The organism is Arcicella sp. BE140, from assembly GCF_031456255.1.
Lineage (GTDB): Bacteria > Bacteroidota > Bacteroidia > Cytophagales > Spirosomataceae > Arcicella > Arcicella aquatica.
In genome coordinates this window covers 1-24,365 of sequence record NZ_JAVDUE010000014.1, presented here as the reverse complement: position 1 = coordinate 24,365, position 24,365 = coordinate 1, and the positions used below count along the sequence as shown (strand labels likewise).

Genomic DNA, 24,365 nt, shown 5'->3' with positions numbered 1-24,365 from the left:
TTTGGTTTTCCTTTTAACAGCAGTTTAATTTTTTACTTCCTAGTTTCTTCAAAATACCATCAAAGTAATATTTCAATCCTTCAATGGCAGTTTCATTGATACAGTAACAAATAGCATTTCCTTCAATAGTACCTTTAATAATTCCAGCATTTTTGAGTTCTTTTAAGTGCTGTGAAATAGTGGGCTGCGCTAAATGCAATTCATTTACAATATCACCACAGATACAAGTATCAACAGTTAATAAATAATCAACTATCGCTATTCTTGCAGGATGTCCCAATGCTTTGATAATACCTGCTAATTCGTTTTGTTCAGTGCTATAATGCTCTGCTTTCGTTATTCCCATTAATTTATTGTATTATTGATATATTGCAATATTACGATATATAATTAAAATAAAAAAGATAATAGATATAATTTTCTATTATCTAATTGTTAAATTAACAACACTTCGTAATTCCTTTTTGGATGGGAGGACATTTAACAGTTCCGTAGCTACAATATACACAACAATCACCACTATTTGGTTTTAAAATCTGTTTGCAATTTTCGCACTCATAGAAATACTGACAAGCATCTGTTGGCATTATTTCATTTTTTTGGAACAGACAATGTGGGCAAGTTATTGTAGATGCTAAAATTATATTCTTCATTTTTTTATTTTGATACAACACTGTATCCTGTTGAATTTATCGCTCTTATAATGTCCTTGATACTCGTCCGTTTCTTGTCAAATACAACTACTGCCTTACTTTTTGAGTAGGATACTTCTGATTTCTTTACTCCTTTAATCTTATCTATTTCTGTTTTCACATGATGTTCACAGGCAACACAAGTCATGCCACTGATTCTTAATTCAACTTTATCTTTAAAAACTCCTTCATTAATAATTATATGACTATCTGGCTTGTGTAAAAATATATGTGCATAGTTCGGAAATGATAAAAATAAAATTGATAAAATGGTAATGATACCCAAAAAGCGTTTAGACTGCCAAAATGATAAGGTCTCATTATTACAATGACACAATTCTTTTCCGCTTACTTTTAATTTTTGATACCATGCAAGACTCAAAGTTAGAACAGTTGAACTCCAAAAGTAAGGTCTAGCAGATTCAAGCCATAAATAGTTAGAAGCGATTCCACTTGTGCCAGCAGCTAATATGGCGAAAATCGGTATTATACAGCATAGCGAAGATGAAAATGCTGTAAAAAGACTTAGCCATCCAATTCTTTTGAGGGGCTCAGATTTAATTTTAATATTATTCATTTTCCTCATATTTTTAAATTTACATTTGCAAATGTAAACAGTGGAGTGTAGTCCATTGTCAAGAGAAATTTTAAATATTTTGAACAATGTTAATAGGTGAATTATCAAACAAAACGGGATTATCAAGAGATACTATTCGTTTTTACGAAAAGCAGGGGCTTATAACAGTTAGTAGGAAAGAAAGAAGAGAGAATAATTATAAAGAATATTCTGAACAAACATTAGACAAACTACTTACAATCAAACGGATTAAAAGCTTTGGCTTTACACTTCATGAAACATCCGAGCTATTGAATTTAATGAAAGTTGGAAATGCCTCATGTAAAAATGTTTCAGATAAATTAGTAGAAAAAACGAAACAAATAGACAATACCATCAAGAATCTACTTGAACTAAAAGCTCAAATGCTTAATGGTATTAGTGATTGCGCTAATAATTATTGTGAATCAGAAAAAAATAATTGTCAAATACTGAACGCCCTTTAATTGTGTTTGTCCATTGGCATCCGTATTTGAATAATTATAGATGAAATAATTGTTATCAGTCCAATCAAAACGACAGCATAGTGAATACCGAAAATATCAGCAATAATCCCCGATATGATTGCCAAAAAAGCATAGCCTAAATCACGCCAAAGTCTAAATGTACCAATACTTTCTGCTCGTTGGTTGGGATTGGTAGCTTGGGCTATAGTTAATAAAATGTAGGATAAACTAATACTGTTCCAAACCCTCACGATGCAGATATGAGAGCGAGCAAGTAAAAGTCTTTTGTAAAAATCAATAGTACTATCGCTATTCCTTGCAAGAACATTCCCAAGAAACATTTTCTTTTTTGAATACAAGTCGGATATTTTTCCTGTGAAAAGCTGTCCAATACCCCAAACGGTTGGATAAATTGCACTGATTATTCCAATATGCTGATTGTTGAGCTTTAATTGCAATAACAATATAGGTAAAAGCCCCCAAATCATACCGTCGTTAAGATTATTAACCAGCCCTGCCTGAGTTACAGAACTCAATGTTTTATTCTTAAAAGTGGTGTTCAAAAATACGTTTTCCGTATGAGTAATGATTGAAAATTTAGCTTCTTGTGAAACAAACACTTTAGTATCTTTCACCCAAATTATAGTCAGCAAAAGCCCTAAAACAGACATGAAGATACCAATGTAAAAAGGATAAGGACGAACACCATAATTTTCGGCAATATATCCTGTCAGAAAGGCAACAACACCAACAGCCAAATATCCAGCAAATTCATTGATTCCCATTGCCAAACCTCTCTGCTTTTCCCCAACCAAGTCCATCTTCATTACGACAGTACTACTCCATGTAAGTCCTTGGCTAAGACCTAAGAGAATATTTGCTCCAATAACCCATGACCAGCTATTGGCGTAAATGAGAATAATGGAAATGGGTAATGCTAATACCCAACCAATTATCAAAAGTTTTCTACGACCAATTTTATTAGCTAATCGTCCTGTGAAATAATTAGCCATAGCTTTCGTAATACCAAAAGCAACGATAAAAGATAGAATAGCGGATTTTGAAGATAGTCCAAATTCTGTCTCAGCTAACTGTGGAATTATTGAACGCTCTAGCCCAACCATGCCGCCTACAAAGGCATTTACGATAACCAATAGAGTAAACTGTTGCCAGTTTTCTTTGAGTCCTAACTTGGTTTCCATGTTTTCTTTATGAAATAGCACAACGATTAGCCCCTGCTTCCAAATCAATTGGATTGATGTCGTTGAAATCTCCCTGAAGATTTTTTTCAACAATTGAAAGATAATTCGCTGGCGTAGGAGGGATACGACTAATAAGCATTTCAATAAACGCATCTTCGCTCAATTGTAATATAGCCATGCTTTTAGTTTCTCCTAAAGTGCTACTAATTGGCTTCTTGTCAAATTCGATAGGTTTATTTGAATGTGCAGGAAGAATTATTACGTCGTCATCAAAACGTAATAGTTTTTGAATAGATTGGTATAAGAGCCTTGCCTTTACTTTCATTGTATCGCTATCCGCTTTTAAATCTGGTCTTCCAACACCATTTGTAAATAGCGTATCACCTGTCAATAATAATTTATTGTCAATATTAAAAGTCATACTTTCTAGTGTATGTCCAGCCGTTGAAATAGCTGATATATAAATGCCCCCACAGGTAAAAACAGTATTGTTTTCGATAAGCTGATGTTCAAAATTTAAATGATTATGGCTTGGTAAAAACAGTGCCGCATGATATTTATCTGCTAATGATTTCGACCTTGAAAGATGGTCGGCATGAGTATGCGTTTCTATGACATATTTTAAAATTGCTTTATTAGCGTTCAAAAATTGCTCATAGACTGATATTTCTAAAGAAGCATCTACAATGATTGCCTCATTATTGGCAATTATCATATATGATAAACAGCCCTTTCCTGTTCGACGAAATTGGATAACATTAAAATTTGGAAAATTAATCATTGCCGTATTCCAAGCCAAACTCCAAGCTTTCAAACCACCCTCTAAAGAGTAAGCTTTATAGCCCTGCATTTGTAAAAATCGTGAAGCTACTAAGCTCATTTTTCCACCACCGCAATAAACAACAACTGGTATTTTTTTGTCAAGATGTAAGCTTAAGAATGCCTGTGAGTCGTTGTTTTTCAACTTTTCATAGGCGTTAAAATGTATGCTTTGAGGAATGTACCATTCCGCTCTCTCTTCAATAGGACGAATATCTAGTATAGAAACAGGTTCTCCAATTTCTAGCCAATTACGCAAGGTTAGGATATTAAGTGTTTTAATCTCTACCATTTTTATGTTTTTTATACAAAGGTAGGGACTTGATATTCCTATATATTTTACATATGATAAATAATCAACGGATGCTTCTAATTCTGCTTAGGCTAACTTGAGTAATTCCTAAATAGGATGCAATATATTTTAAAGGTACTCTTTGTAGAACACTTGGGTTTTCTTTTAGTAATGTATTATACCGTTCTTCGGCAGAATTGAATTGAATACTTTCTACTCGATTGACAGTATCAACATAAGCAGATTCAAATATTTTTCTAAATAATCTTTCTATAGAAGGAAAGGAGTCGTAAAGTGCAAAAAGTTTGGAAGAATCAATCGCAATTAACTCTGAATCTTCTATCATCTGAATGGCTTTGCGTGATGGTTTTTCGGTAAAAAGACTTTCAACTCTGGCTATAATGGAGTTTTCAAATGCAAAACACTCCGTTATCTCAATATCTTCTTTGAAATAATATATTCGTGCGACTCCTCTTTTGATAAAATAAATGGTTCGGCAAGTATGTCCTATCGCTTGTAAATCTTTATTTTTCTTGACTTTAATTGGTGTACAGATTCCAGAAAGCGCATTGACCGCCTCTTCTGAAAGAGGATTGTAATGTTTGAAATATGTGATTAGTTCTGTCATTCAAACATTTAATTTAGAATAAGATTGAATTTAAAATTAAAGATGCTAAAATAAGGAAAAATATTCCTTCAACACTAGAGTATTAAATGTTCTCTGAATCAGCAAAATAAACATACTAACTATTAATACTTTTATACTATAGCAGTAGCCTACAGCCTAGAATAGGCATAATATTAACCCTGTTCATTAAAATATACCTAAGTAACAAAACGAAGTGGTTTCAATAACACTGTTTTACTGTAACCAGTATGAATCTTTTTTTGGATTTTGCTACAATATATAATATTTTCAGAGAGGTTCTATTCACTACCAGAACATTCTCAATTATCCAAAGCCTTTAAGAAAATGGTGCTAGAAGCTAGAAAGTACAATTCCATTTATATAATCCGAAAATTATATAAAACAAACACCTCAAAATATAACAACCCAAACATAGGCTTATTAGTATATTTGTATTCAAGCTAAAGTAATGAAAACACGTTTGACTCGCATATTTTGTTTGCTAATGGCAATGCAGGTACTTTTTATGAGTACAGGCTTTTCCATGATTGAACATTATTGCAAGATAAAAGGTAAGCAAACGTTCATTTTTACAAAACCACCACAATGTTGTGCGAATAAAATTCAGCACAAAAAACAATCAAGTACATCCGTAATTAAGAAGAAAAAGTGTTGTGAAGAACACAAAACTTTTCTAAAAATTACGACCAATGCTTCTCATGGTCATGATGTAGCGCAAGGGTTTGCACATCATGATTGGATTGATATTACCCCAAAAATATCATTTATCTCTATCTGGGCATCTGAAGCTGTATCTTTTCAGATTCCTCATCGTTACAGTCCAGCACCGCCACTTTCAGGGCGAAATCTTCTTGTTTTTATTCAATCTTTTCTTATCTGATACAGTTGCTTAGAATTGCCTACTATTTTCTTGATTTCACCAAGAAAATGAACTCAATTTTTTAGCCTAAACTGTATCGTTTCTGTTTCATACCACTCTTGTTTCTGTTTATAAAAATCAGAGTAGGCTAATCGAATGTACGTGGACAATGAAGACGGGCAAACTGTATCAATTATTGATGTAAAAACCTTGAAAGTGGTAGAAACTATTGTGTTAGGCTTTATGCCGGGTTTTGTAGCATACCAAGGCGGTATGAAAGAAATGTGGGTAACAGACCCAATGGCTGGAAAGGTGCATTGGTGGACAAAAGATGCTACAGGAAAAATGGTTTACACAGGAGCATTTAACACCGATGCGGGTAGCCACGCCATTGCGTTTAAAGATATGATGGCTTACGTTACTAACCAAGAAGCAGCCAATGTTTCAGTAATTGATGTGATGCAACACAAGGTTACAAAAACGATTTCGGTTGGAAAAAAAACCAATGGGATTGTCATTATATAAAAACCCAATACTTAGCAAATCAATTAAACTTAAAATTTCCATCTAATGAAAATTACAAATTTTAACCCTCATGCTAACAATGTCTTCCGTTGTTAGCCTCGATTCTGCTCCAAAATTAGAAATGTTAAAAAAAGCAATCTCTGCCATTTGCTAAATGTGTAAAGCAACGATTGAAAAAATGTGTGTTTCTAAAGGTGTAATGGAGTACAATTTGAATTTAGATGAAAGTTGTTGTAAAAAGATGCCAAACCACATCATTGATTAACGCTTATCTGTTCGACTATTTATAAAACATAAAATTCAAAAATTATGAAAAAAATATTAGTTATCTGTTCATTGCTCGCTTGCTTTTCAGCAGAAGCACAATTGAATACTCCAGAGCCGAGTCCATCGGCTTCATTTACGCAGACTTTGGGATTCACCAAAGTCAAAGTGGATTACGCTCGCCCAAGCGTAAAAGGACGGGATATTTTTGGGAAAATGATACCTTATGGAGCGATTTGGCGGACAGGTGCGAGTAACTGTAGCACGATTAGTTTCAATGATGAACTTACCATCGGCGGAAAGAAAATAGCTAAAGGGAAATATTCGTTATTTACCATTCCCAATATTGAGCAGTGGACAATCATCTTGAATACTGACACGACTTTACACGGAACAAGTGGTTACGATGAGAAAAAGGACGTGCTTCGTTTTACTGTGAAACCCGAAAAAGCCCCCCGTTTTTACGAAACCTTCACGATTGAACTCTCTGATATTGTGAAAGATAACGGAATACTTTACATTTTGTGGGAAAACACAATGGTTAAGTTTGATTTGGTAAGTAGTGCCAAAGAACGCATTTTGGTAGATATTGACCACAAAATAAATAAGCTAAAAACAGAAAATGCAAAGCTCTATTATCAAGCTGCTGAATATTATTATAACCAAAGAATCGAACTCGACCAAGCAAATGTATGGATTGCCAAAGCTAGGATGATGGAAATGGACAATGTTTATTATCCTAATTTACAAGCTAATATTTTGGAAAGTCAAGGCAAATTTGCAGAAGCAATTCCAGTAGCACAGAAAGCTGTTGAATTAGCGAAAAAGCAAAATATCATTCCAATTGCCCAAAATTGGGAGAAAAAAATTGCTATTTGGCAACAAACAATGGGTGTAAAAACAACCAACATCAATGCTCACACTGGACACGATATGGATAAAGGGATGGGGGATATGAAAACAGAAAATACTGTACAAAAACCAAAATTGGATGCAGAAGTACAGGAAAGTATCACCAAAAGTTTAGGCAATTACTATGCCTTGAAAAATGCTTTAATAGCCGATGATGGAAATACTGCCAATGTGCAAGCTGGTGAATTAGTAAAGTCTATTTCTGCACTCCCAATGGCAAAATTAAGTCCTCAGCAACATACTTTTTTCATGGGATTATCCGAAAAAATTAAATTTGATGCTAGCCATATTAATGAAACGAAGGATGTAAAGCACCAAAGAGAGCATTTTAATGATTTATCGAATAATGTTTTTGCCCTACTAAAAGGCTTAAATGCTAATGAAAGCCCCATCTATCAACAATACTGCCCAATGGCAAAAGCCTATTGGCTGAGTGATAACGCTGCGGTGAAAAACCCGTACTACGGAAAAAGTATGCTTACTTGTGGAAAGGTATCGGAGACGTTGAAATGAACGTAAAAACCCGATAATTATATAAGACATATTCAAAATTGTATAATACTTTAAAGGTTTAATAATAAGAACTTGTTGTATGATACAATTCTGAATACTTAAACTAAGTAATTATGTCATTTTTGTAAAATAGTAAAGCTATGACTCACACGTATAATATAAATGGAATGACTTGTAATGGTTGTCGCTCAACTGTTGAGAATACTCTGAATCAAATTGAGGAATTGTCTGCCATAGTAACGTTAAATCCACCAATGGCAACCATTACGATGCAGCATCATATTACTACTGATAGGTTGCAAATGGCACTTTCTAAGGTAGGAAACTATATTATTGAAGATGCTCATGGCTCAAAAATGAATGCTCGCCATGAGATAAAAACAGCTGAGCTAGTAAGATCAATAGCAAAAGATATGGGTAAATTCTATTGTCCGATGCACTGCGAAGGGGAAAAAATGTATGATAAATCGGGAGATTGTCCAGTTTGTGGAATGCACTTAGTTCAAGAACAAACTGTCTCACAAAAAGCCCAATATACTTGTCCGATGCACCCCGAAATTATAAGAGATTCACTGGGAGCTTGCCCAATTTGTGGGATGAACTTAATTCCGATAACTAATACTGTTAGTGAAGAAAGCAATGTGTATGACGGTTTGTGGAAGAAAATGAAAGTCGCCATTTTTTTCACAGTTCCCGTTTTTGCTATTGCGATGATTTCTATGATTCCTAATAATCCATTAATGAAAACTATGGATATGCAAAAATGGAATTATGTTCAGTTTATTTTAACGTTGCCAGTAGTTTTTTACGCTTGTTGGATGTTTTTTGTAAGAGCTTGGAAATCAATTATCACTTGGAATCTGAATATGTTTACGCTTGTAGGAATTGGTACAGGCGTAGCTTTTTTGTTCAGTATTGTAGGGATGTTATTCCCAAATTTATTTCCCAATGAGTTTAAAAGTATGGATGGGACAGTTTCATTATACTTTGAGGCTACCGCAGTTATTTTGACATTGGTTTTATTAGGTCAATTATTAGAAGCAAAAGCCCATAGCCAAACCAGTGGCGCAATCAGAGAATTACTAAAATTAGCTCCCACCGAAGCTACCTTGGTTAAGGACGGGAGCGATAGTATTATTTCAATTAACGACATTAAAAAAGGCGATTTTTTACGGGTAAAACCTGGTGATAAAATCCCCGTAGATGGCAAGATTTCTGATGGTGAAGGCACAATTGATGAATCCATGATTACGGGTGAGCCTATTCCAGTAGATAAAATGGAGGGTGATTCTGTTAGTTCAGGAACGATAAATGGCAATAAATCTTTCGTGATCATAGCGGAGAAAGTAGGAGCGGAAACCCTACTTTCTCAAATTGTTCAAATGGTTAATAATGCCAGTCGTTCTAAAGCACCTATCCAGAAATTAGCGGATAACATTGCTAAATATTTTGTTCCAATTGTAGTTGTCATTTCAATCATAACTTTTTTGGCTTGGGCAAAATTTGGACCAGACCCAGCCTTAGTTTATGGCTTTATTAATGCAATTGCAGTGTTGATAATTGCCTGTCCTTGTGCTTTGGGATTGGCAACGCCTATGTCTGTAATGGTGGGCGTTGGCAAAGGAGCAACATCAGGCATTCTTATAAAAAATGCAGAAGCCTTAGAAAACTTGAATAAAATAAATGTATTAATTACTGATAAAACAGGCACAATTACCGAAGGAAAACCTACCGTAGAAAAAGTTTATACAAGTCAAAATGATGAGATAAAAATTTTACACTATATTGCTTCTTTAAATCAATATAGTGAACATCCATTAGCCGAAGCCGTAGTAAAATATGCTAAATCGAAAAGTATTTCTCTAGTAGAAGTTAAAGATTTTGAGGCTGTTTTGGGTAAAGGCGTTATCGGAACAGTGGCTAATAATAAAGTAGCTTTGGGTAATAAAAAGCTAATGGAGCAAGTAAAGGCAATAATTCCAGATGATATTGAACAAAAAATTATTGCTGAACAGAAATTAGGGAAAACCGTTTCTTATATTTCCATTGCTGGAACGGTAATAGGTTTTGTTTCAATAATCGATGCCATCAAAACAACCAGTAAAGATGCTATCAAAGAATTAATGCGACAAGGTGTTGAGGTAATAATGCTAACGGGTGATAATGAGAATACAGCAAAATCGGTAGCAACTGAACTACATTTGAGTTCGTACAAAGCAGGTTGTTTGCCAGAAGATAAATTGAAAGAGATTAAACGATTGCAAGTCGAAGGGAAAATAGTAGCAATGGCAGGTGATGGCATAAATGATGCTCCTGCTTTAGCTCAAGCCGACATTGGAATTGCTATGGGAACGGGAACAGATGTGGCAATTGAAAGTGCAAAAATAACACTTGTAAAAGGGGATTTGCAAGGAATTGTAAAAGCCAAAAATTTGAGCCATACCGTGATGAGAAATATTAAACAAAATCTATTTTTTGCTTTTATTTACAACGCATTGGGTGTTCCAATTGCAGCAGGAGTTTTATATCCATTCTCTGGTATTTTACTTTCCCCAATGATTGCTGCCATTGCCATGAGTTTCAGTTCAGTATCCGTAATAATAAATGCTTTGAGATTAAAAAAAATTAAAATTTAAGAGTATAATTTAATCAAACGTGGCGACGAACCGCATAGAAAAATGAAAAAATTAATCGCAATTATCGCCTTATTTTTTATCACTTCATTAAGCGTATTCTCACAAAAATCAACACCTATGGTTGATTATAAAGGGCATATTATGAACCACAATTCGATTATTGGTAAAATGACCCCAGAAGGTAGTTTTGACCCATCGGGTAAATCAATGACCCGAATTGATGGTAATGGAAATGTGGTAGATTTAACGGGCAAAGTAATCGGTAAAGCTCCTAAAAATGGTAACTCATTTGTCTACTATTTCAAAGGTAATCAAGAGAAATATACCATTGGAAAAGCGAACCATACGGGAATGTGTAAGGTGACAAACGCTAAAGGTGAAATAGTGATGCTCTTACACAATAATTATAAACAACAAGCTGCCTGTGCAATTCACTGTTTACACGAAAACCATTGTATGCCCGAAGATGAAATGAAAGAACATAAACATTGATTTTTAGAATAAAGATAGGAAACATAACCGATAGAGTTTCTTGTTTCCTATTTTAATGTGAGCTAATAAATACACAGCCGATACTCAAAGCACATCCAACCCTTGGTTTATTGATAAGGACCAACTCTTAAAAGTCTTTTGGAATTCAGAAAGAAGAGTTTACATGTGGTGCTTAATATAAATAAAATAGTAAGCTTTTCTTTCTGCCTTATTTGCAATTTTCATGTAATTGTTACCCTAAAATATAAAATTGAAATGATAATAGATAAACTAATAATGATATTCGATAGACAATTCTATATAACTTCAATTAACCAAATCTCCACAAAATTGAATATTCCAATTTCCGAAATAGACAATCTGATTAATAGATTAGAATCTGAAAATATAATTTATAGACTCAATCAATGTAATTTTATATTAACGGAAGAAGGTAAAAAAATCAGAGAAGTAGGTTATTTGAGATGGAGAATTGAAAGCAAGTTAGAAATGAAATATTCCATTAATTATTTATACTATTCTTTTAAATCATGGTTATTTGATGCAATATTCTTTTCTACAATTTCTATAATATATATAATATACATGTTGAATAAATTCACAAAATACCACAACAAAGTTTTAACAAAAAATAAAATTGTCTTTTTTATAATAAAGAGTTTTTGTTAAAAATAATAAAACTCCATAACCTGCCTATCCCTTTGGATAGGCAGGTTATGGATTGATGTTAAAAATACTTTTTCGGTTGATATTCCCTTAAGTAGGAACCCCGAACAGAAAGTAAAATACCACCTACAAAACAAAGTATTTATCTATTGAACCGCATCAACTATGAATACAGATTTAAACCACATTATTACTCAATATAAAAACGATAATCAAAGTGTCTTTAATACGTGGTTCATTGATAATAACCAGCGTCTAAAAGCTTTTCGGACTATTAGAAGAGGTGTTTTACAGGTGGTAGAAGACATAAAAAATAAAACCTTTCCAAATGATTTTAAAGGTAGTTCTCTCGAGTTTGTGTTGAGTTGTATAGCTGAGCAGAAACAAATATTTGTGGGTATTTCACACCCTTTTTACTGGAAACCCAAACTGAGAATTCCTGATATTTACGAGCACCAAGCGAATAAAATGGCTTTTGGACAATTTTTGGAAAACTGTATCAATGCTAAATCGGAAGAACAAATTATTAAAGAGATTGTCCGATTAGATGCTTTGAAAATAAAAGGTTTAGGTCCAGCGGTTGGGAGTATTTTGTATTTTCTGCATCCCACTTTATTTCCGCCATTCAATACTGCGATCGTGAATGGATTTAATGTGTTATTCAATGATAAAAAGAAGTTGGGTTCTTGGTCTGAATATCTAAAAATCAGAGAAGTGCTATTGGAGACCAATAGCAAATACAAAACCCAACTTTCTAATGATTTAGGAGCAATAACTGGGCTTTGTTTTGAGATTGGAACGCAAAAAATGTTGATAGGAAAGGATGAATATTTGAGTGAAGAAGAAAGAAAGAAATTAGAGAAAAGTGTCGAAAAACGCCAAAAGGAAATACAGGAGGAAAAGCAAGAAGATAATCAACACACAGAAATGCAATTTCACCTCTTAAAAATTGGACAAAGCTTGGGATATGATGCTTTTGTGGCATCTAATGACCGTTCAAGATCTTATGAAGGGAAAAGTTTTTCATTTATAAGCCCAGATAAATTTCCAATCATTAATTGCGACAAAGAAACGGCTAATACCATTAAATTGATTGATGTTTTATGGTTTGAAAAAGGAACTAACAACGTGATTTGTGCTTTTGAAGTAGAGAAAAGTACCAGTATTTATTCAGGCATTCTACGATTAACAGACCTCTCTTACTCGATTGCTGATGGTGATGAAGTTTTCTATCTAATTATACCCAATAGTCGAGAAAAAGATGTGATTGTACAACTTTCACGCCCATCCATCAAACAAATCAAAACGCCCATTAAATATATTTTATTCTCAGAACTTCGCCAACATTGCGAAGCTCTTTGTCGGTTTGGTCATAATCATCAAATCATGGAAAAGATTGCTAAATAAGTGTAAAAATTATCAAAAATGGTAAAACAATCACATTAATAATCATTTCAAGTATCTTTTGATCCTGTAATTCAAATTCTAACTCACATGGATCTCATTCTCATAATACTGATTCTGTCAAAGCTGAAGTGGGAACTGCTGTGTCTGCAATGGAGAGTAATCATCAGGAACATTTGAATATTTCTGAAAAGGGGAGTTTTGATATCTTATTAAATGATTATACTAACTTAAAAGATGCCTTAGTTGATGATAATAGCAAAAATGCAAGCGAGGCTGGTAAGACGTTATTGGCTTCACTCGAAAAGGTAAGTAAAAGTGACTATAAAGAAATATCAGAAATACTAGATAGTATCAAAGAAAATGCTGAACATATCAGAGATAATGTAGGTAAAATAGACCATCAACGAGAACATTTTGCTTTGATTAGCAAAGATTTTATTGATTTAATAAACCAAACTGGTACCTTGAAAAAACTCTATCTGAATTTTTGTCCAATGTATGATGACAATAAAGGAGCTAATTGGCTGAGCGAAACAAAAGAAATAGAAAATCCATTTTATGGTACAGAAATGCTAAGGTGTGGTACTTTAAAAAAAGAATATTAAAATAAAATAATAATGGTTGAAAAATTAATATCATTATCTCTAAAAAATAGGGCAATAGTGATGCTTTTATCAATGGCACTATTTTCCTATGGTGTTTATTCCATTCAAAAAAATCCAATAGATGCTATCCCTGATTTAAGTGAAAATCAGGTGATTGTTTTTACTGAATGGATGGGTCGAAGTCCTCAAGTGATAGAAGATCAAGTGACATATCCTTTGGTTAGTAATTTACAAGGTATTCCAAAAATTAAAAATGTACGTGGTACGTCAATGTTTGGAATGAGTTTTGTTTATATCATTTTTGAAGACGATGTTGATATTTATTGGGCAAGAACAAGAGTATTAGAAAGGTTGAATTACGCCCAAAGACTTTTACCGCAAGGTGTTACTCCATCCTTAGGTCCCGACGGCACGGGAGTTGGTCATATCTTTTGGTATCATATTGATGCACCCAAAATGGATTTGGGCGAACAAAGGGCTTTACAAGATTGGTATGTAAAACTTGCCTTGCAAACAGTGCCTGGGGTGGCTGAGGTAGCATCATTTGGCGGCTTTGAAAAACAGTATCAAATAATAATAGACCCTGTCAAACTTCAATATTACAATATCACTTTGATGGATGTGATGAATAAAATAAAGGCAAACAATAATGATGTGGGTGGGAGAAAGTTTGAAATGAGCAATATGGCATATATTATTAGGGGACTTGGGTATATTAAAAATTTAGAGGATATAGAAAATACGGCTATTAGTAATAATAATGGCATTCCTGTCAGAGTAAAAGATATTGGTTCGGTGCAAATGGGTGGTGATTTACGTTTGGGCATTTTTGATATGGATGGTAAGGGTGAGGTTGTAGGAGGAATTGTAGTTATGAGATATGGAGAAAATGCCGATAAAGTAATTACAGGGGTAAAAGAAAAAATGAAAGAAGTTCAAAAAGGCTTACCAGAAGGTGTTTTATTTAAAACGTCTTACGATAGAAGTACGCTCATAAAAGCGGCTATTGAATCAGTAAAAGGCACTTTGATTGAAGAAATGATAACGGTATCTATTGTAGTATTCATTTTTCTGTTTCATTGGCGTAGTGCATTAATAATTCTTATACAATTGCCAATATCGGTTGCCGCTGGCTTTATTTTCCTTGAAATGTTTGGTATCTCCTCAAATATAATGTCATTAACAGGGATTGCTTTGGCTATAGGCGTAGTAGTTGATGACGGAATCGTAATGGTTGAAAATGCGTACAGACATATAAGTCACGCTCAAGAATTAAAAAAATAAAGCAATGAACTTAAATAAAAAAAAAATATTTGCCAAACAAATAGACCCATTGAGTGCGGATGAAAAAATGCAAATTATTGAATCCTCTTCTAAACAGGTGGGGCCAGGCGTTTTTTATTCAACTATTATTGTGGTTACTTCTTTTCTTCCTGTTTTTATGCTAACGGGTATGGAAGGAAAACTGTTTCATCCATTAGCTTGGACAAAAACTTTTATCTTACTCATTGATGCTTTTTTGGCAATTACACTTACTCCAGTATTAATCTCTTTGCTTTTAAAAGGTAAACTAAAACCTGAAGAGGCGAACCCCATTACTCGTTTTTTAGAGAAAATATATACTCCAATATTAAGGGTTTGCCTAACATGGAGAAAAACTACAATTTTATTAAATGTAGTGGCTTTAGTAATTGGGGGGATAATGATGACCAAATTAGGTTCTGAATTTATGCCTCCTTTAGATGAAGGTTCGCTACTATTTATGCCAGTAACGTTACCTGATGTTTCAAATTCTGAAACTAAAAGAATATTGCAAGTGCAGGATAAAATCATAAGGTCTGTACCCGAAGTAGTTCACGTTTTAGGAAAAGCAGGAAGAGCAAACACCGCAACAGATAATTCACCTATCAGTATGATTGAAACAATTATTTTACTAAAACCACAAAATGAGTGGCGTAAAGGGATTACTAAAAATGATATTATAAATGAACTGAATGCAAAAATTCAAATACCTGGCACAACCAATGGCTGGACAATGCCAATCATTAATCGCATAAATATGCTTTCAACTGGTATTCGTACCGATGTAGGAGTAAAGGTATATGGTCAGAATTTAGATACTATTTATGCGTTTTCTCAAAAAATAAAAAAAGAATTACAAGGAATAGATGGTGTGAAAGATTTATATGTTGAGCCTATTACAGGGGGAAAGTATATTGATATTACCATAAAAAGAGATGAAATTGGAAGATATGGACTATCTATTGACGATGTAAATGTAGTAGTTGAAAGTGCATTAGGTGGTATGAAACTTACCACCACAATAGAAGGAAGGCAAAGGTTTTCTGTGAATGCCAGATACGGACAAGACTTTAGAAACAGCCTTGTCGCATTGAAAAGGTTGCAAGTACAAACAATGCAATATGGGACAATTCCATTAGAATCCATTGCAGATATTTCTTTAAGTGATGGGCCTCCTATGATAAATTCTGAAAATGCAATGTTGCGAGGTACTGTTTTATTTAATGTCCGAGAAAGAGATTTAGGCAGTACTGTAACTGAAACACAGAAAAAACTTAATGCACTTCTTACCAAGTTACCAAAAGGGTATTTCATAGAATGGAGTGGTCAATGGGAAAATCAAATTCGGGCAAACCGTACTTTAAAATTGATAATGCCTATTGTGATATTAATCATTTTTATGGTTTTATATTTTACCTATCATTCTTTTAAAGAATCATTAATTACTATGATTACCGTGCCATTTGCGTTAGTTGGAGGTGTTTTTATGGTTTATTTTTATAACATTAATTTATCCGTTGCAGTAGCGGTTGGTTTTATTGCTCTTTTTGGAATGGCAATTGAGACAGCTATGTTAATGACAATCTATCTAAATGCTTCAATGATAGAAATGGTTAAAGAACATGGCAATTCAAAAGAGACACTTAATCCATCAATAATAAGAAAATTTGTAATGGATGGCTCCACCAAAAGACTTCGCCCGAAGCTAATGACAGTCAGTGTAGGATTATTTGGTCTGATTCCAATATTATGGGCCACGGGCGTAGGTAGTGATATGATGCGACCCATCTCAATCCCATTAATTGGTGGCACGATTACCTCTACTATCTATGTGTTACTTATCACACCAGTAGTGTTTGAAATAATAAAGGAAAGAGAATTATTACGTAAAGGTAAAATTGAACTAATAGATGTTAAAGAATAGAAGTTTTATATTTAGCCTTTTGATATTCTTTTCAGAATATGGCTATGGACAAACACTTTCATTAAAAGCCATTATTGATAGTGTTGAAAAAAATCATCCCGTAGTGGAAATGTACAAAAATGAGATACGCTCGATGGATGAAGCAGCTTTAGGGGCTAAAAGTTGGATGCCACCAACCGCAGGTATCGGGCAATTTATGACTCCCTATAATGTAAACCTTTGGAAAAGAAATGGTGATATGTTAGGTATGGGTTCGGTTATGTTATCTGCAGAACAGATGTTTCCAAACAAAAAGAAATTGAACGCAGATGAAGCTTATATGAAAGCTATGTCGTCAGTTGAGAAGGAAAAGAAAAATGCTGACCTAAATGAACTTATTCAACAAGCTAAAATATTTTACTATGATTGGCTAATTCTTCAAAAAAGGTTAAACTTAGCGAAAAACAATGAAGAACTTTTAGATTTTATGATTAAAAATGCAGAACTAAGATATAAAAATGGTCTAAGTAAAATAAGTGCCTATTACAAAGCAAAAGCCGCATTGGGCTATACCAAAAATATGCAATTGATGTATGAAAGTGAAATAAGAGACCGAAGAATAAAATTGAATGCATTAATGAATATAAACCCACTTTCAAATATTCAAATTGACACACTCATTAAATGGAATGATTACACCTCATTCAGTTTTGATAGCTCGCTATTTTATAGTAATAGGAGTGATTTGAAAGTGATTGATAAACAAATTAACTTAAATGTTTTAAAGATAGAAACTGAAAAGGCAGGCCTAAAGCCACAGTTTGGTGTGAGATATGAAAATATGCTTGGCTTTGGTGGGCAGCCTTTACAATATAATCTTATGGCTATGGTCAAATTACCTATTGTAAGTTGGGCATCTAAAATGAATACAGCTAACATAAAAAGTATAAATTGGAAAAACAATGCACTACAATCACAAAAACAAATGATGATTCTTGAATATAGTGGTATGGGTTATAGTATGCTAAATGAGTTTCAATTAAAAAAACAACAATTAAGTTTATATGATGAGCACATTATTCCTTCATTAAAAAACAATTACAAAACAATGCAATTGGCATATGAGCAAAATACCGAAGAGCTTTTTATGTTGTTTGATGCTTGGGAAAAATTAAATATGACTCAACTCGAATACTTTGATATTTTTAATAAAGCTCTTGAAATACAAGTTTCAATAGATAAATTAATTGAAAAAAAATGAAAAGTTTAAATATCATATTCTTCATATTACTGGCTTTGATTGGTTGCAATACAATAAACAACAATAAAACGCAGGTAGTATCCTATACCTGTCCGATGCCCTCTGATTCTGTTTTTAGTGATAAGCCAGGTAAGTGTCCTAAATGTGGGATGAAACTTATTAAATTTGAGGAGCATTCAGACAATAATAAAACTGATGAAGACGCAGCGTTTGATTTTTTGCTTAAACCAACGGATGAGTTTGCTATTAGTTCCATACCATTAATCACTTTGCAGGATTCCACTGTTAATGTTTTAACAAAAGCTCTTGGGATTGTAAGCTACGATAAAAATTATGTTGGAAGTATTTCATCGAGAATTGCTGGAAGAATTGAGAAATTATTGATAAGATACCAATATCAAAAGGTTAATAAGGGACAAAAAATTATGGAAATATATAGCCCAGAATTATTAACAGAACAACAAAACTTAATATTCTTATTAAAGAACGATAAAACCAATATCACACTAATTGATGCATCAAAACAGCGTTTGCACTTATTAGGAGTAGATGATAAAGATATTCAAAATGTAATTAAAACATTAAAATCGAATCCATACATAAATGTTTACGCCAATTATACAGGTCATCTACAAGATGCCAGTGCCGAAATGCAAATCAGTAACGCTTACAGTAATTCATCAATGAATAGTACAGGTGCTTCTGCAAATAATACGGAATTAAAAATCAAGGAGGGAATGTATGTTCAAAAAGGACAAACAGTATTTACAATTTTTAATCAAGACAAGGTTTATGCTTTACTAAGTATCTATAATGATGATGTATCTCTTATTCAAAAAGGGATTTCTGTTGAATTAACACCCGAATCAAATGCAGGAAGAAAAATTTATGGAAAAATAGATGTTATAGAACCATTTTATAGGAATGAAAATAAAAACCAGACTGTAAGGGTATATTTTAATAACAAATCATTGCAATTGCCTATTGGATCGCAAGTTAAAGCAGCTATTATGACAGAACCCAAACATTCAAATTGGGTAGCAAGCACATCTGTACTGGATATTGGCTTAGAAAATGTAGTGTTAAAGAAATATCAACAAGGTTTAGTGCCAGTTAAAGTTAAAACAGGTATTAAGTACAATAACCTAATTGAAATTACGAATGGACTAACTCAAAATGATAGCATAGCCATTAATGCTCAGTTTTTAATGGACAGTGAGAGTTTTATTAAAATAAAAAAATGAAAAATGAAACCTGTAATAATATTTTTAACAATTTTGATATTCTTTATGTCTTGTAAAGACAAAAAGATGGTACACACTGACCATAATACTTACTACACTTGCTCAATGCATCCACAAGTAGTTTCAGATAGAATGGGGACTTGTCCAATTTGTCATATGGATTTGGTAATGGTAAAAAAACATAATAGCTTAAATCCAGGAGAAATCTATTTAAACGATGACCAATTACGTTTAGGTAATATTAAAACTGATACACTTTCAATTGGAAATTTAAATGAAAAGATGGTTTTAACTGGTGTTCTCAATTATAACCAAAATGAAAGGCAATCCATAAGTTCAAGAATAATGGGACGAATAGATAAACTATATTTTAAAAGTATAGGAGATTATGTTGTGGCAGGTTCACCATTATACGAAATTTATAGTGAAGAGCTTAATAACGCCAAACAAGAATATATTTTGGCTATAAAACAAAAAAATAGTTTCAATAAAGCAATTGTTAATGTCGATGATATAATTGCCGCTTCCGCAAATAAATTGCTTTTGTGGGGGCTTTCAAAAAATCAAATAAAAGATTTAGAGTCAAATAAAACTTTATCGAATACCACTACGTTTTATAGTTCATCTTCAGGCTACATTACTTCTATAGTTACTCAGGAAGGCAGTTATGTAATGGAAGGTGGAAATATTTTAGATATAGCTAATCTCTCAACATTGTGGGTAGAAACACAGGCATATTCATCTCAATTATCACTGATACAAAAAAACAGTTCGTCTAAAATTCTTATCCCAGATTTAGATAACCTTGAAATGAATGCAAAAGTAGAGTTCATTAATCCGGAATTAAACAGTAACTCAAGAATAAATACTGTTCGATTTACAGTAGCGAATAACGCCCAAAAACTTAAACCAGGAATGGCGGTTTATGTGATAATCGAAAATCCAAGCATACATTCAATTACACTTCCAACAGATGCTGTTATTCGTGATGATAAGGGGGTAACTGTTTGGATACAAACAGGCAAAAACACATTTAAAAGTAAAATGGTAGAGATTGGTATAGAGAGTGAAAATAAGATTGAAATAAAAAGTGGTTTGAATATAAAAGATGTAGTCGTAACCTCTGGTGCTTATTTACTAAATAGTGAATTTATTTTTAAAAATGGTGCTGACCCTATGGCTGGCATGAAAATGTAAATTGTCTTTTGAAAATATTCCTTTATTTAAATGCATAATAAAAAAACAAATAGAATAATTTCTTTTTTACTTTTGGTAATTGTCTTGATACAGTTTTATCAACCTGCTCGTAACATTGATAATGGGCAGGTTTTACCCATTCATTTTGAAAAGACCTATACTATAATAAGAGAACAAACATTGCATTTATTTTGCGAACCTCTTGCTACGATTGCCATAATAATAACACAAACTATCATTGGTATGACTAATTCAACCAGCAAGAACAATAGTGGAAAATCATATTAACAATGCAAAGAAAGAATTAAACTTTAGCGAATGAGGCAAATATAGTAGCCGTAAGCAACAAACTCAATTAAATAGAATAATAAAGCAAATTAAAACAAATGAAATACCATTATAGTCCTAACAATGCTTTATCACAATGAAATACTAAATGAAACAGACAAAGAATTACTAATAGGTTTTATAAACAGAAGATGATATTAACAAATTACTGTTCATTTTAAAGCAGAGTTTCATCGTAAAATAGGTAGGTCTAATCATTGGTTTTGAGTAATTCTTAGTATACAATTTCTATTTTGGACGATTGGATACTTATATTTGGGTTCTACTGGCATGGATGAAATTCATTGAGACCATCAAAAAGCTCATGTTCATCCTATTAAAAGCGAAATAAAACTGGTAAACCCACAAGAAATTATTCAAAAAGTTAAACAAAAAGATACAGTTAATTACAATTTTGATATTCGGTTGGTTTACCTTATAGGGAAACCTGTTTACCCAACTTTCTATTCAAAAGAGCATGATAGAGAAAAAAATATAATTAGTTCATGCGGTGTCAGCATGAACTACACAAACCATTATTAACAAAAAGAGGCAACCGAAGTAGCACGACAAAACTTTTCAGATGATGGGAAAGTAAAAAATATTGAGTATTTGACCCCTACAAATGGCAGGGTTGTTAAGTTATGACAATTTATTAATTTTGACCAAATAATATTTTGAAATGGAGATTAATGATTTTTAAAAAAGCCTTTCTGACCCTCGTAGAGGTCAACGCTATCCATTTGAGAGTATGCTTTGAATTATCTTTTTAGGGATTTCTTGTGGACGTATTGGTTATCGTTCTATTCATAAGTTTACTAAAGCTAATGAAGCTTATTTTACGGATATTTTCAGTCTAAAACACGGAGTCCCAAGTCATGTGACTTTACGGCAACTATTACTTGCTTTAGATAAAGACACCTTGTCAAACAACGTTTTAATGAATGGTGTTCTCATCAAGATTTATCACCTTTAGACTGGGTAAGTGCTGACGGAAAATCTGTAAAATCTACCTTGAGTGATTTTACAGAAAGGTATCAAGATTTTTGCTCCATTGTTAGTCTTTATGTTCAAAAGACTGGATTAACTTATTGTATTGCTGATTTTCGTAATAAGAAAATCAGTGAAGCAGAAATTGTAAGAAGCTTATTACACTCTTTACAAGATAAGGGAGTAATTCTTACATTGGATGCCTTACACACTCAAAAAGAACAGTAAATGCTATTGTTGATTCAGGTAATCACTATGTTTTACAAGTCAAAGCAAACCAGCGAGCTCTTTGTAAATATATCCAAACTTGTAGTCAGGAAAATGAATGTCAGGACACTTATCAAGTTACATAACATACTCATGGAAGATTAACCAATTGGTTTGTAAAGGTTCATAGAATAGAAAATCAAAGCATTCAGCAACAATGGAAGCAATTAAAATCTTTTATTTTGATTCAAAAGCAAGTTACTCAAAAAGGAAAGAAACATACACCTCAAGCTCAACAAGAACATCTTACTCAAAGTGTGTCATATCGTATAAGTGACTTATGGCTTTCTGCAAAAGAGTTTGCTGAGGGAATCAGAAAACATTGGGTATTGAGAATCGCTTACATTGTGTAAAAGATGTCAATTATCAAGAAGCTAACAAATAGAATTAAGCATCAAAATATAGCCGTGAATATGGCAATATTTAATGCTATTTCTCTTAATTATCTCAGACAAAATGTCAATGATTCTATTAAGTACGCCCAAATAATATTTGGTCAAAATTTCAAAGAGCTATATGCTAATATCAGAACTTAACAACCCTGCTACAAATATGCAGCACGAATATCTAGAAAGCCGCCAATTGTATGCTTATTTTGTTACTTTTGAATACTCTTCAAATACAACACTCTATGTGAGTTCAGAATTAAGGGAAGTTCATAAACAACAAATTGAGAATTTTCAATTTTCTTTTGATGCTTCATTTGATGGACTAACAAAGTCGTGATAATATATCGAATGGCTATTAAAAGCTTTTTCAATTTTTGGCTTGCTTACTATTTCAACAGAATTTATTCTATTTTTTGTAATTCAAAGAAAATCAAAATAATATGAAATTCACTATTCCTTTAATCGTATGTATTTCCTTTGGGACACTTTCTATAAAAGCCCAGGATGAGCATCATACAATGCCTACGTCCCCCAAAAAAACTATAGCTGCAGAGAAAATCAATGATAATATCTCAAATAAAAAGGAAAATCATCTTTCCAAAACAGTTATATACGATTTATACGTGAGAGACACCACCGTGATCTTAGGAAAAAACCTAAACGAGCCATTGCTGTAAACGGACAAATCCCAATGCCAACGCTTATGCGCTTCTTTTGTAAATCGTCTATGTGGTTGCCGAGAATGTCCAGCCTGTCCATTATGCGTTCCATCCACGCCACAAATTCCATTTTGTCGATATTCATACGGGTACGCTTTTAATGATTACCTGATTTCAGCTTTCTGCCTTTTTCGATATAGCTTTTGCCTTTTGCCATAAGCTGCTCAACATATTCATCCGTGGTCTGCACGGCGTTAGCGTTTAGCATTTCCTTAATCGCACCAATCGTATAGTAATACTGCCCGTACATTTTTGAAAAAGCTATCTGCCCATTGGTACGCATACGCCATAATGTTTTTTCGCTGATGTGGAGATACTGGCAGACTTCGTGGTTGTTGAGCCACAAGCTATCGTAGCTTGTATCTTCCAGTTTGAGGATATATTCGCTAATGGCTTTCAACCGTTCGTTGAGGTGCTTCCACACTTCTTCGTCAACTGTTATAATATTCATTGCGCTGTTGTTTAATGTTCACAGGGCAAAATTCAGAAGTGTGGCAGTGTTTGTCTGCCAATGCTTACCCATTGGTTTGGCACTTTTTTGAAAATTTTTACAATTAGCGAAAACCCTTGTTTGATAAGGGTTTTGGAGCATTTGGGATATTTTGTAATAGCAGTTTGCCAACATTTGCCAATTGGCAGATATGGGCAAAGAAAAAGCAGTACAAAAAATGTACTGCTTTCAAACACTTTGCTGATACTGCTAAAGGTCTTTATCCATATATTCTTCGAGGGAAATTTTGAGTTGGTCTAAAAACGCGGTTCGGGAGCCTGCTCTTGTTTTCATTCGGTGGAAAGAATGATGTATATCGTTTAAGGGCGTTCGGAATAAGATTTGAAAAATCAATGCTAATTTTCTGATACCTATTTTACCGTGTGTGATAGAATTAGAAACATATAGGGCGTAAATCAATTCAATAAGTGCGTTTTGTGAATTAGTCCACGAAATATCCTTATTTGCATCTAAATTTTGTAAAATAGTATCGGGGTTTTCTTCGGGGTTGATTTTGGTAAGCATATAAGTATAAAGTAATTCATTGGCTATAATATGGGCAACTTTGTTATCGTAATATGTAGAAGAGGTTTTCATAACATTTGTGCGAAAATTTACGGTTTTTAACTAATAGATTAGTTGTCTTGCTACATTGATTTGAAAATAAACCTACCATTCTTG

Annotated in this window: 24 protein-coding genes and 3 pseudogenes; 18 read left to right on the top strand and 9 right to left on the bottom strand. The window is 33.2% G+C overall.

The window, feature by feature from the left end:
- Positions 1 to 13: 13 nt before the first annotated feature.
- The 3 genes from J2Y60_RS18105 to merTP all read right to left on the bottom strand — a co-directional run bounded on the left by J2Y60_RS18105 (position 14) and on the right by merTP (position 1,269).
- Positions 14 to 346, bottom strand: a complete 333-nt coding sequence (locus J2Y60_RS18105) for a metalloregulator ArsR/SmtB family transcription factor (RefSeq protein WP_309922261.1) — start codon at positions 344 to 346, stop codon at positions 14 to 16.
- A 94-nt stretch (positions 347 to 440) separates the two neighbouring features.
- On the bottom strand, positions 441 to 653 hold the full coding sequence (locus J2Y60_RS18100; RefSeq protein WP_309922264.1) for a GDCCVxC domain-containing (seleno)protein: 213 nt from the start codon (positions 651 to 653) through the stop codon (positions 441 to 443).
- A gap of 4 nt (positions 654 to 657) precedes the next feature.
- Positions 658 to 1,269: a mercuric transport protein MerTP gene (merTP, locus tag J2Y60_RS18095; protein WP_309922267.1), complete on the bottom strand. Its 612-nt coding sequence runs from the start codon at positions 1,267 to 1,269 to the stop codon at positions 658 to 660.
- Between the two features lie 86 nt (positions 1,270 to 1,355).
- On the opposite strand from merTP, the gene J2Y60_RS18090 reads away from it, so the two are divergent.
- A complete protein-coding gene (locus tag J2Y60_RS18090; protein ID WP_309922270.1) occupies positions 1,356 to 1,754 on the top strand; it encodes a MerR family transcriptional regulator in 399 nt (132 codons plus the stop codon).
- On the opposite strand, the gene J2Y60_RS18085 is transcribed toward J2Y60_RS18090, so the two are convergent.
- From J2Y60_RS18085 to J2Y60_RS18075, 3 genes are all read right to left on the bottom strand, one after another.
- Positions 1,751 to 2,956, bottom strand: coding sequence for an MFS transporter (locus J2Y60_RS18085; protein ID WP_309922275.1), 1,206 nt, complete (start codon positions 2,954 to 2,956; stop codon positions 1,751 to 1,753). The two genes, J2Y60_RS18090 and J2Y60_RS18085, sit on opposite strands and share 4 nt — an antisense overlap.
- Positions 2,957 to 2,963: 7 nt before the next feature.
- Positions 2,964 to 4,067: a rhodanese-like domain-containing protein gene (locus J2Y60_RS18080; RefSeq protein WP_309922278.1), complete on the bottom strand. Its 1,104-nt coding sequence runs from the start codon at positions 4,065 to 4,067 to the stop codon at positions 2,964 to 2,966.
- 64 nt (positions 4,068 to 4,131) lie between these two features.
- Complete coding sequence (locus tag J2Y60_RS18075; RefSeq protein ID WP_309922281.1) at positions 4,132 to 4,695, bottom strand: Crp/Fnr family transcriptional regulator; 564 nt, start codon at positions 4,693 to 4,695, stop codon at positions 4,132 to 4,134.
- A 469-nt stretch (positions 4,696 to 5,164) separates the two neighbouring features.
- Here J2Y60_RS18075 and J2Y60_RS18070 point away from each other — a divergent pair, with 469 nt between their 5' ends.
- From J2Y60_RS18070 to J2Y60_RS18000, 17 genes and pseudogenes are all read left to right on the top strand, one after another.
- Entirely contained in the window at positions 5,165 to 5,596 is a 432-nt protein-coding gene (locus tag J2Y60_RS18070; RefSeq protein WP_309922284.1) for an HYC_CC_PP family protein, read from the top strand.
- Between the two features lie 135 nt (positions 5,597 to 5,731).
- Positions 5,732 to 6,100, top strand: a complete 369-nt coding sequence (locus J2Y60_RS18065) for a hypothetical protein (RefSeq protein WP_309922289.1) — start codon at positions 5,732 to 5,734, stop codon at positions 6,098 to 6,100.
- Positions 6,101 to 6,409: 309 nt separating this feature from the next.
- Positions 6,410 to 7,789, top strand: coding sequence for a DUF2911 domain-containing protein (locus J2Y60_RS18060; RefSeq protein ID WP_309922292.1), 1,380 nt, complete (start codon positions 6,410 to 6,412; stop codon positions 7,787 to 7,789).
- A gap of 140 nt (positions 7,790 to 7,929) precedes the next feature.
- Complete coding sequence (locus tag J2Y60_RS18055; protein ID WP_309922295.1) at positions 7,930 to 10,425, top strand: heavy metal translocating P-type ATPase; 2,496 nt, start codon at positions 7,930 to 7,932, stop codon at positions 10,423 to 10,425.
- 42 nt (positions 10,426 to 10,467) lie between these two features.
- Complete coding sequence (locus tag J2Y60_RS18050; protein WP_309922298.1) at positions 10,468 to 10,917, top strand: DUF3659 domain-containing protein; 450 nt, start codon at positions 10,468 to 10,470, stop codon at positions 10,915 to 10,917.
- 831 nt (positions 10,918 to 11,748) lie between these two features.
- Positions 11,749 to 12,990: a hypothetical protein gene (locus J2Y60_RS18045; RefSeq protein ID WP_309922301.1), complete on the top strand. Its 1,242-nt coding sequence runs from the start codon at positions 11,749 to 11,751 to the stop codon at positions 12,988 to 12,990.
- Positions 12,991 to 13,139: 149 nt separating this feature from the next.
- Positions 13,140 to 13,595, top strand: coding sequence for a DUF3347 domain-containing protein (locus tag J2Y60_RS18040; protein WP_309922303.1), 456 nt, complete (start codon positions 13,140 to 13,142; stop codon positions 13,593 to 13,595).
- Positions 13,596 to 13,607: 12 nt separating this feature from the next.
- Positions 13,608 to 14,879, top strand: coding sequence for an efflux RND transporter permease subunit (locus J2Y60_RS18035; protein WP_309922306.1), 1,272 nt, complete (start codon positions 13,608 to 13,610; stop codon positions 14,877 to 14,879).
- Positions 14,880 to 14,883: 4 nt separating this feature from the next.
- Positions 14,884 to 16,821, top strand: a complete 1,938-nt coding sequence (locus J2Y60_RS18030; protein WP_309922309.1) for an efflux RND transporter permease subunit — start codon at positions 14,884 to 14,886, stop codon at positions 16,819 to 16,821.
- A complete protein-coding gene (locus J2Y60_RS18025; protein ID WP_309922312.1) occupies positions 16,808 to 18,061 on the top strand; it encodes a TolC family protein in 1,254 nt (417 codons plus the stop codon). Before J2Y60_RS18030 ends, J2Y60_RS18025 begins: the two co-directional genes overlap by 14 nt.
- Entirely contained in the window at positions 18,058 to 19,305 is a 1,248-nt protein-coding gene (locus J2Y60_RS18020; RefSeq protein WP_309922315.1) for an efflux RND transporter periplasmic adaptor subunit, read from the top strand. Before J2Y60_RS18025 ends, J2Y60_RS18020 begins: the two co-directional genes overlap by 4 nt.
- A 3-nt stretch (positions 19,306 to 19,308) precedes the next feature.
- On the top strand, positions 19,309 to 20,502 hold the full coding sequence (locus J2Y60_RS18015) for an efflux RND transporter periplasmic adaptor subunit (protein WP_309922317.1): 1,194 nt from the start codon (positions 19,309 to 19,311) through the stop codon (positions 20,500 to 20,502).
- A 173-nt stretch (positions 20,503 to 20,675) separates the two neighbouring features.
- Positions 20,676 to 20,753 (top strand): annotated as a pseudogene (locus J2Y60_RS24785) (heme-binding domain-containing protein); the annotation flags it as partial.
- Between the two features lie 836 nt (positions 20,754 to 21,589).
- Positions 21,590 to 21,805 carry a transposase family protein gene (locus J2Y60_RS24780; RefSeq protein ID WP_409014238.1) on the top strand — a complete coding sequence of 72 codons (216 nt, stop codon included), beginning with the start codon at positions 21,590 to 21,592 and terminating at the stop codon, positions 21,803 to 21,805.
- Positions 21,806 to 22,268: 463 nt separating this feature from the next.
- Positions 22,269 to 22,439, top strand: coding sequence for a hypothetical protein (locus tag J2Y60_RS18010; protein ID WP_309922320.1), 171 nt, complete (start codon positions 22,269 to 22,271; stop codon positions 22,437 to 22,439).
- Between the two features lie 199 nt (positions 22,440 to 22,638).
- Positions 22,639 to 22,812 (top strand): hypothetical protein, encoded by a 174-nt coding sequence (locus J2Y60_RS18005; RefSeq protein ID WP_309994711.1) that lies wholly within the window; start codon positions 22,639 to 22,641, stop codon positions 22,810 to 22,812.
- 103 nt (positions 22,813 to 22,915) lie between these two features.
- Positions 22,916 to 23,152: a hypothetical protein gene (locus tag J2Y60_RS18000; RefSeq protein WP_309994721.1), complete on the top strand. Its 237-nt coding sequence runs from the start codon at positions 22,916 to 22,918 to the stop codon at positions 23,150 to 23,152.
- Between the two features lie 19 nt (positions 23,153 to 23,171).
- On the opposite strand, the pseudogene J2Y60_RS17995 reads toward J2Y60_RS18000, so the two are convergent.
- The 3 genes and pseudogenes from J2Y60_RS17995 to J2Y60_RS17985 all read right to left on the bottom strand — a co-directional run.
- A pseudogene (locus J2Y60_RS17995) lies at positions 23,172 to 23,279 on the bottom strand (DNA-binding protein); the annotation flags it as partial.
- A gap of 12 nt (positions 23,280 to 23,291) precedes the next feature.
- Positions 23,292 to 23,645, bottom strand: a complete 354-nt coding sequence (locus J2Y60_RS17990; protein ID WP_013632656.1) for a helix-turn-helix domain-containing protein — start codon at positions 23,643 to 23,645, stop codon at positions 23,292 to 23,294.
- A 249-nt stretch (positions 23,646 to 23,894) separates the two neighbouring features.
- A pseudogene (locus J2Y60_RS17985) lies at positions 23,895 to 24,269 on the bottom strand (RteC domain-containing protein); the annotation flags it as partial.
- Between the last annotated feature and the right edge of the window lie 96 nt (positions 24,270 to 24,365).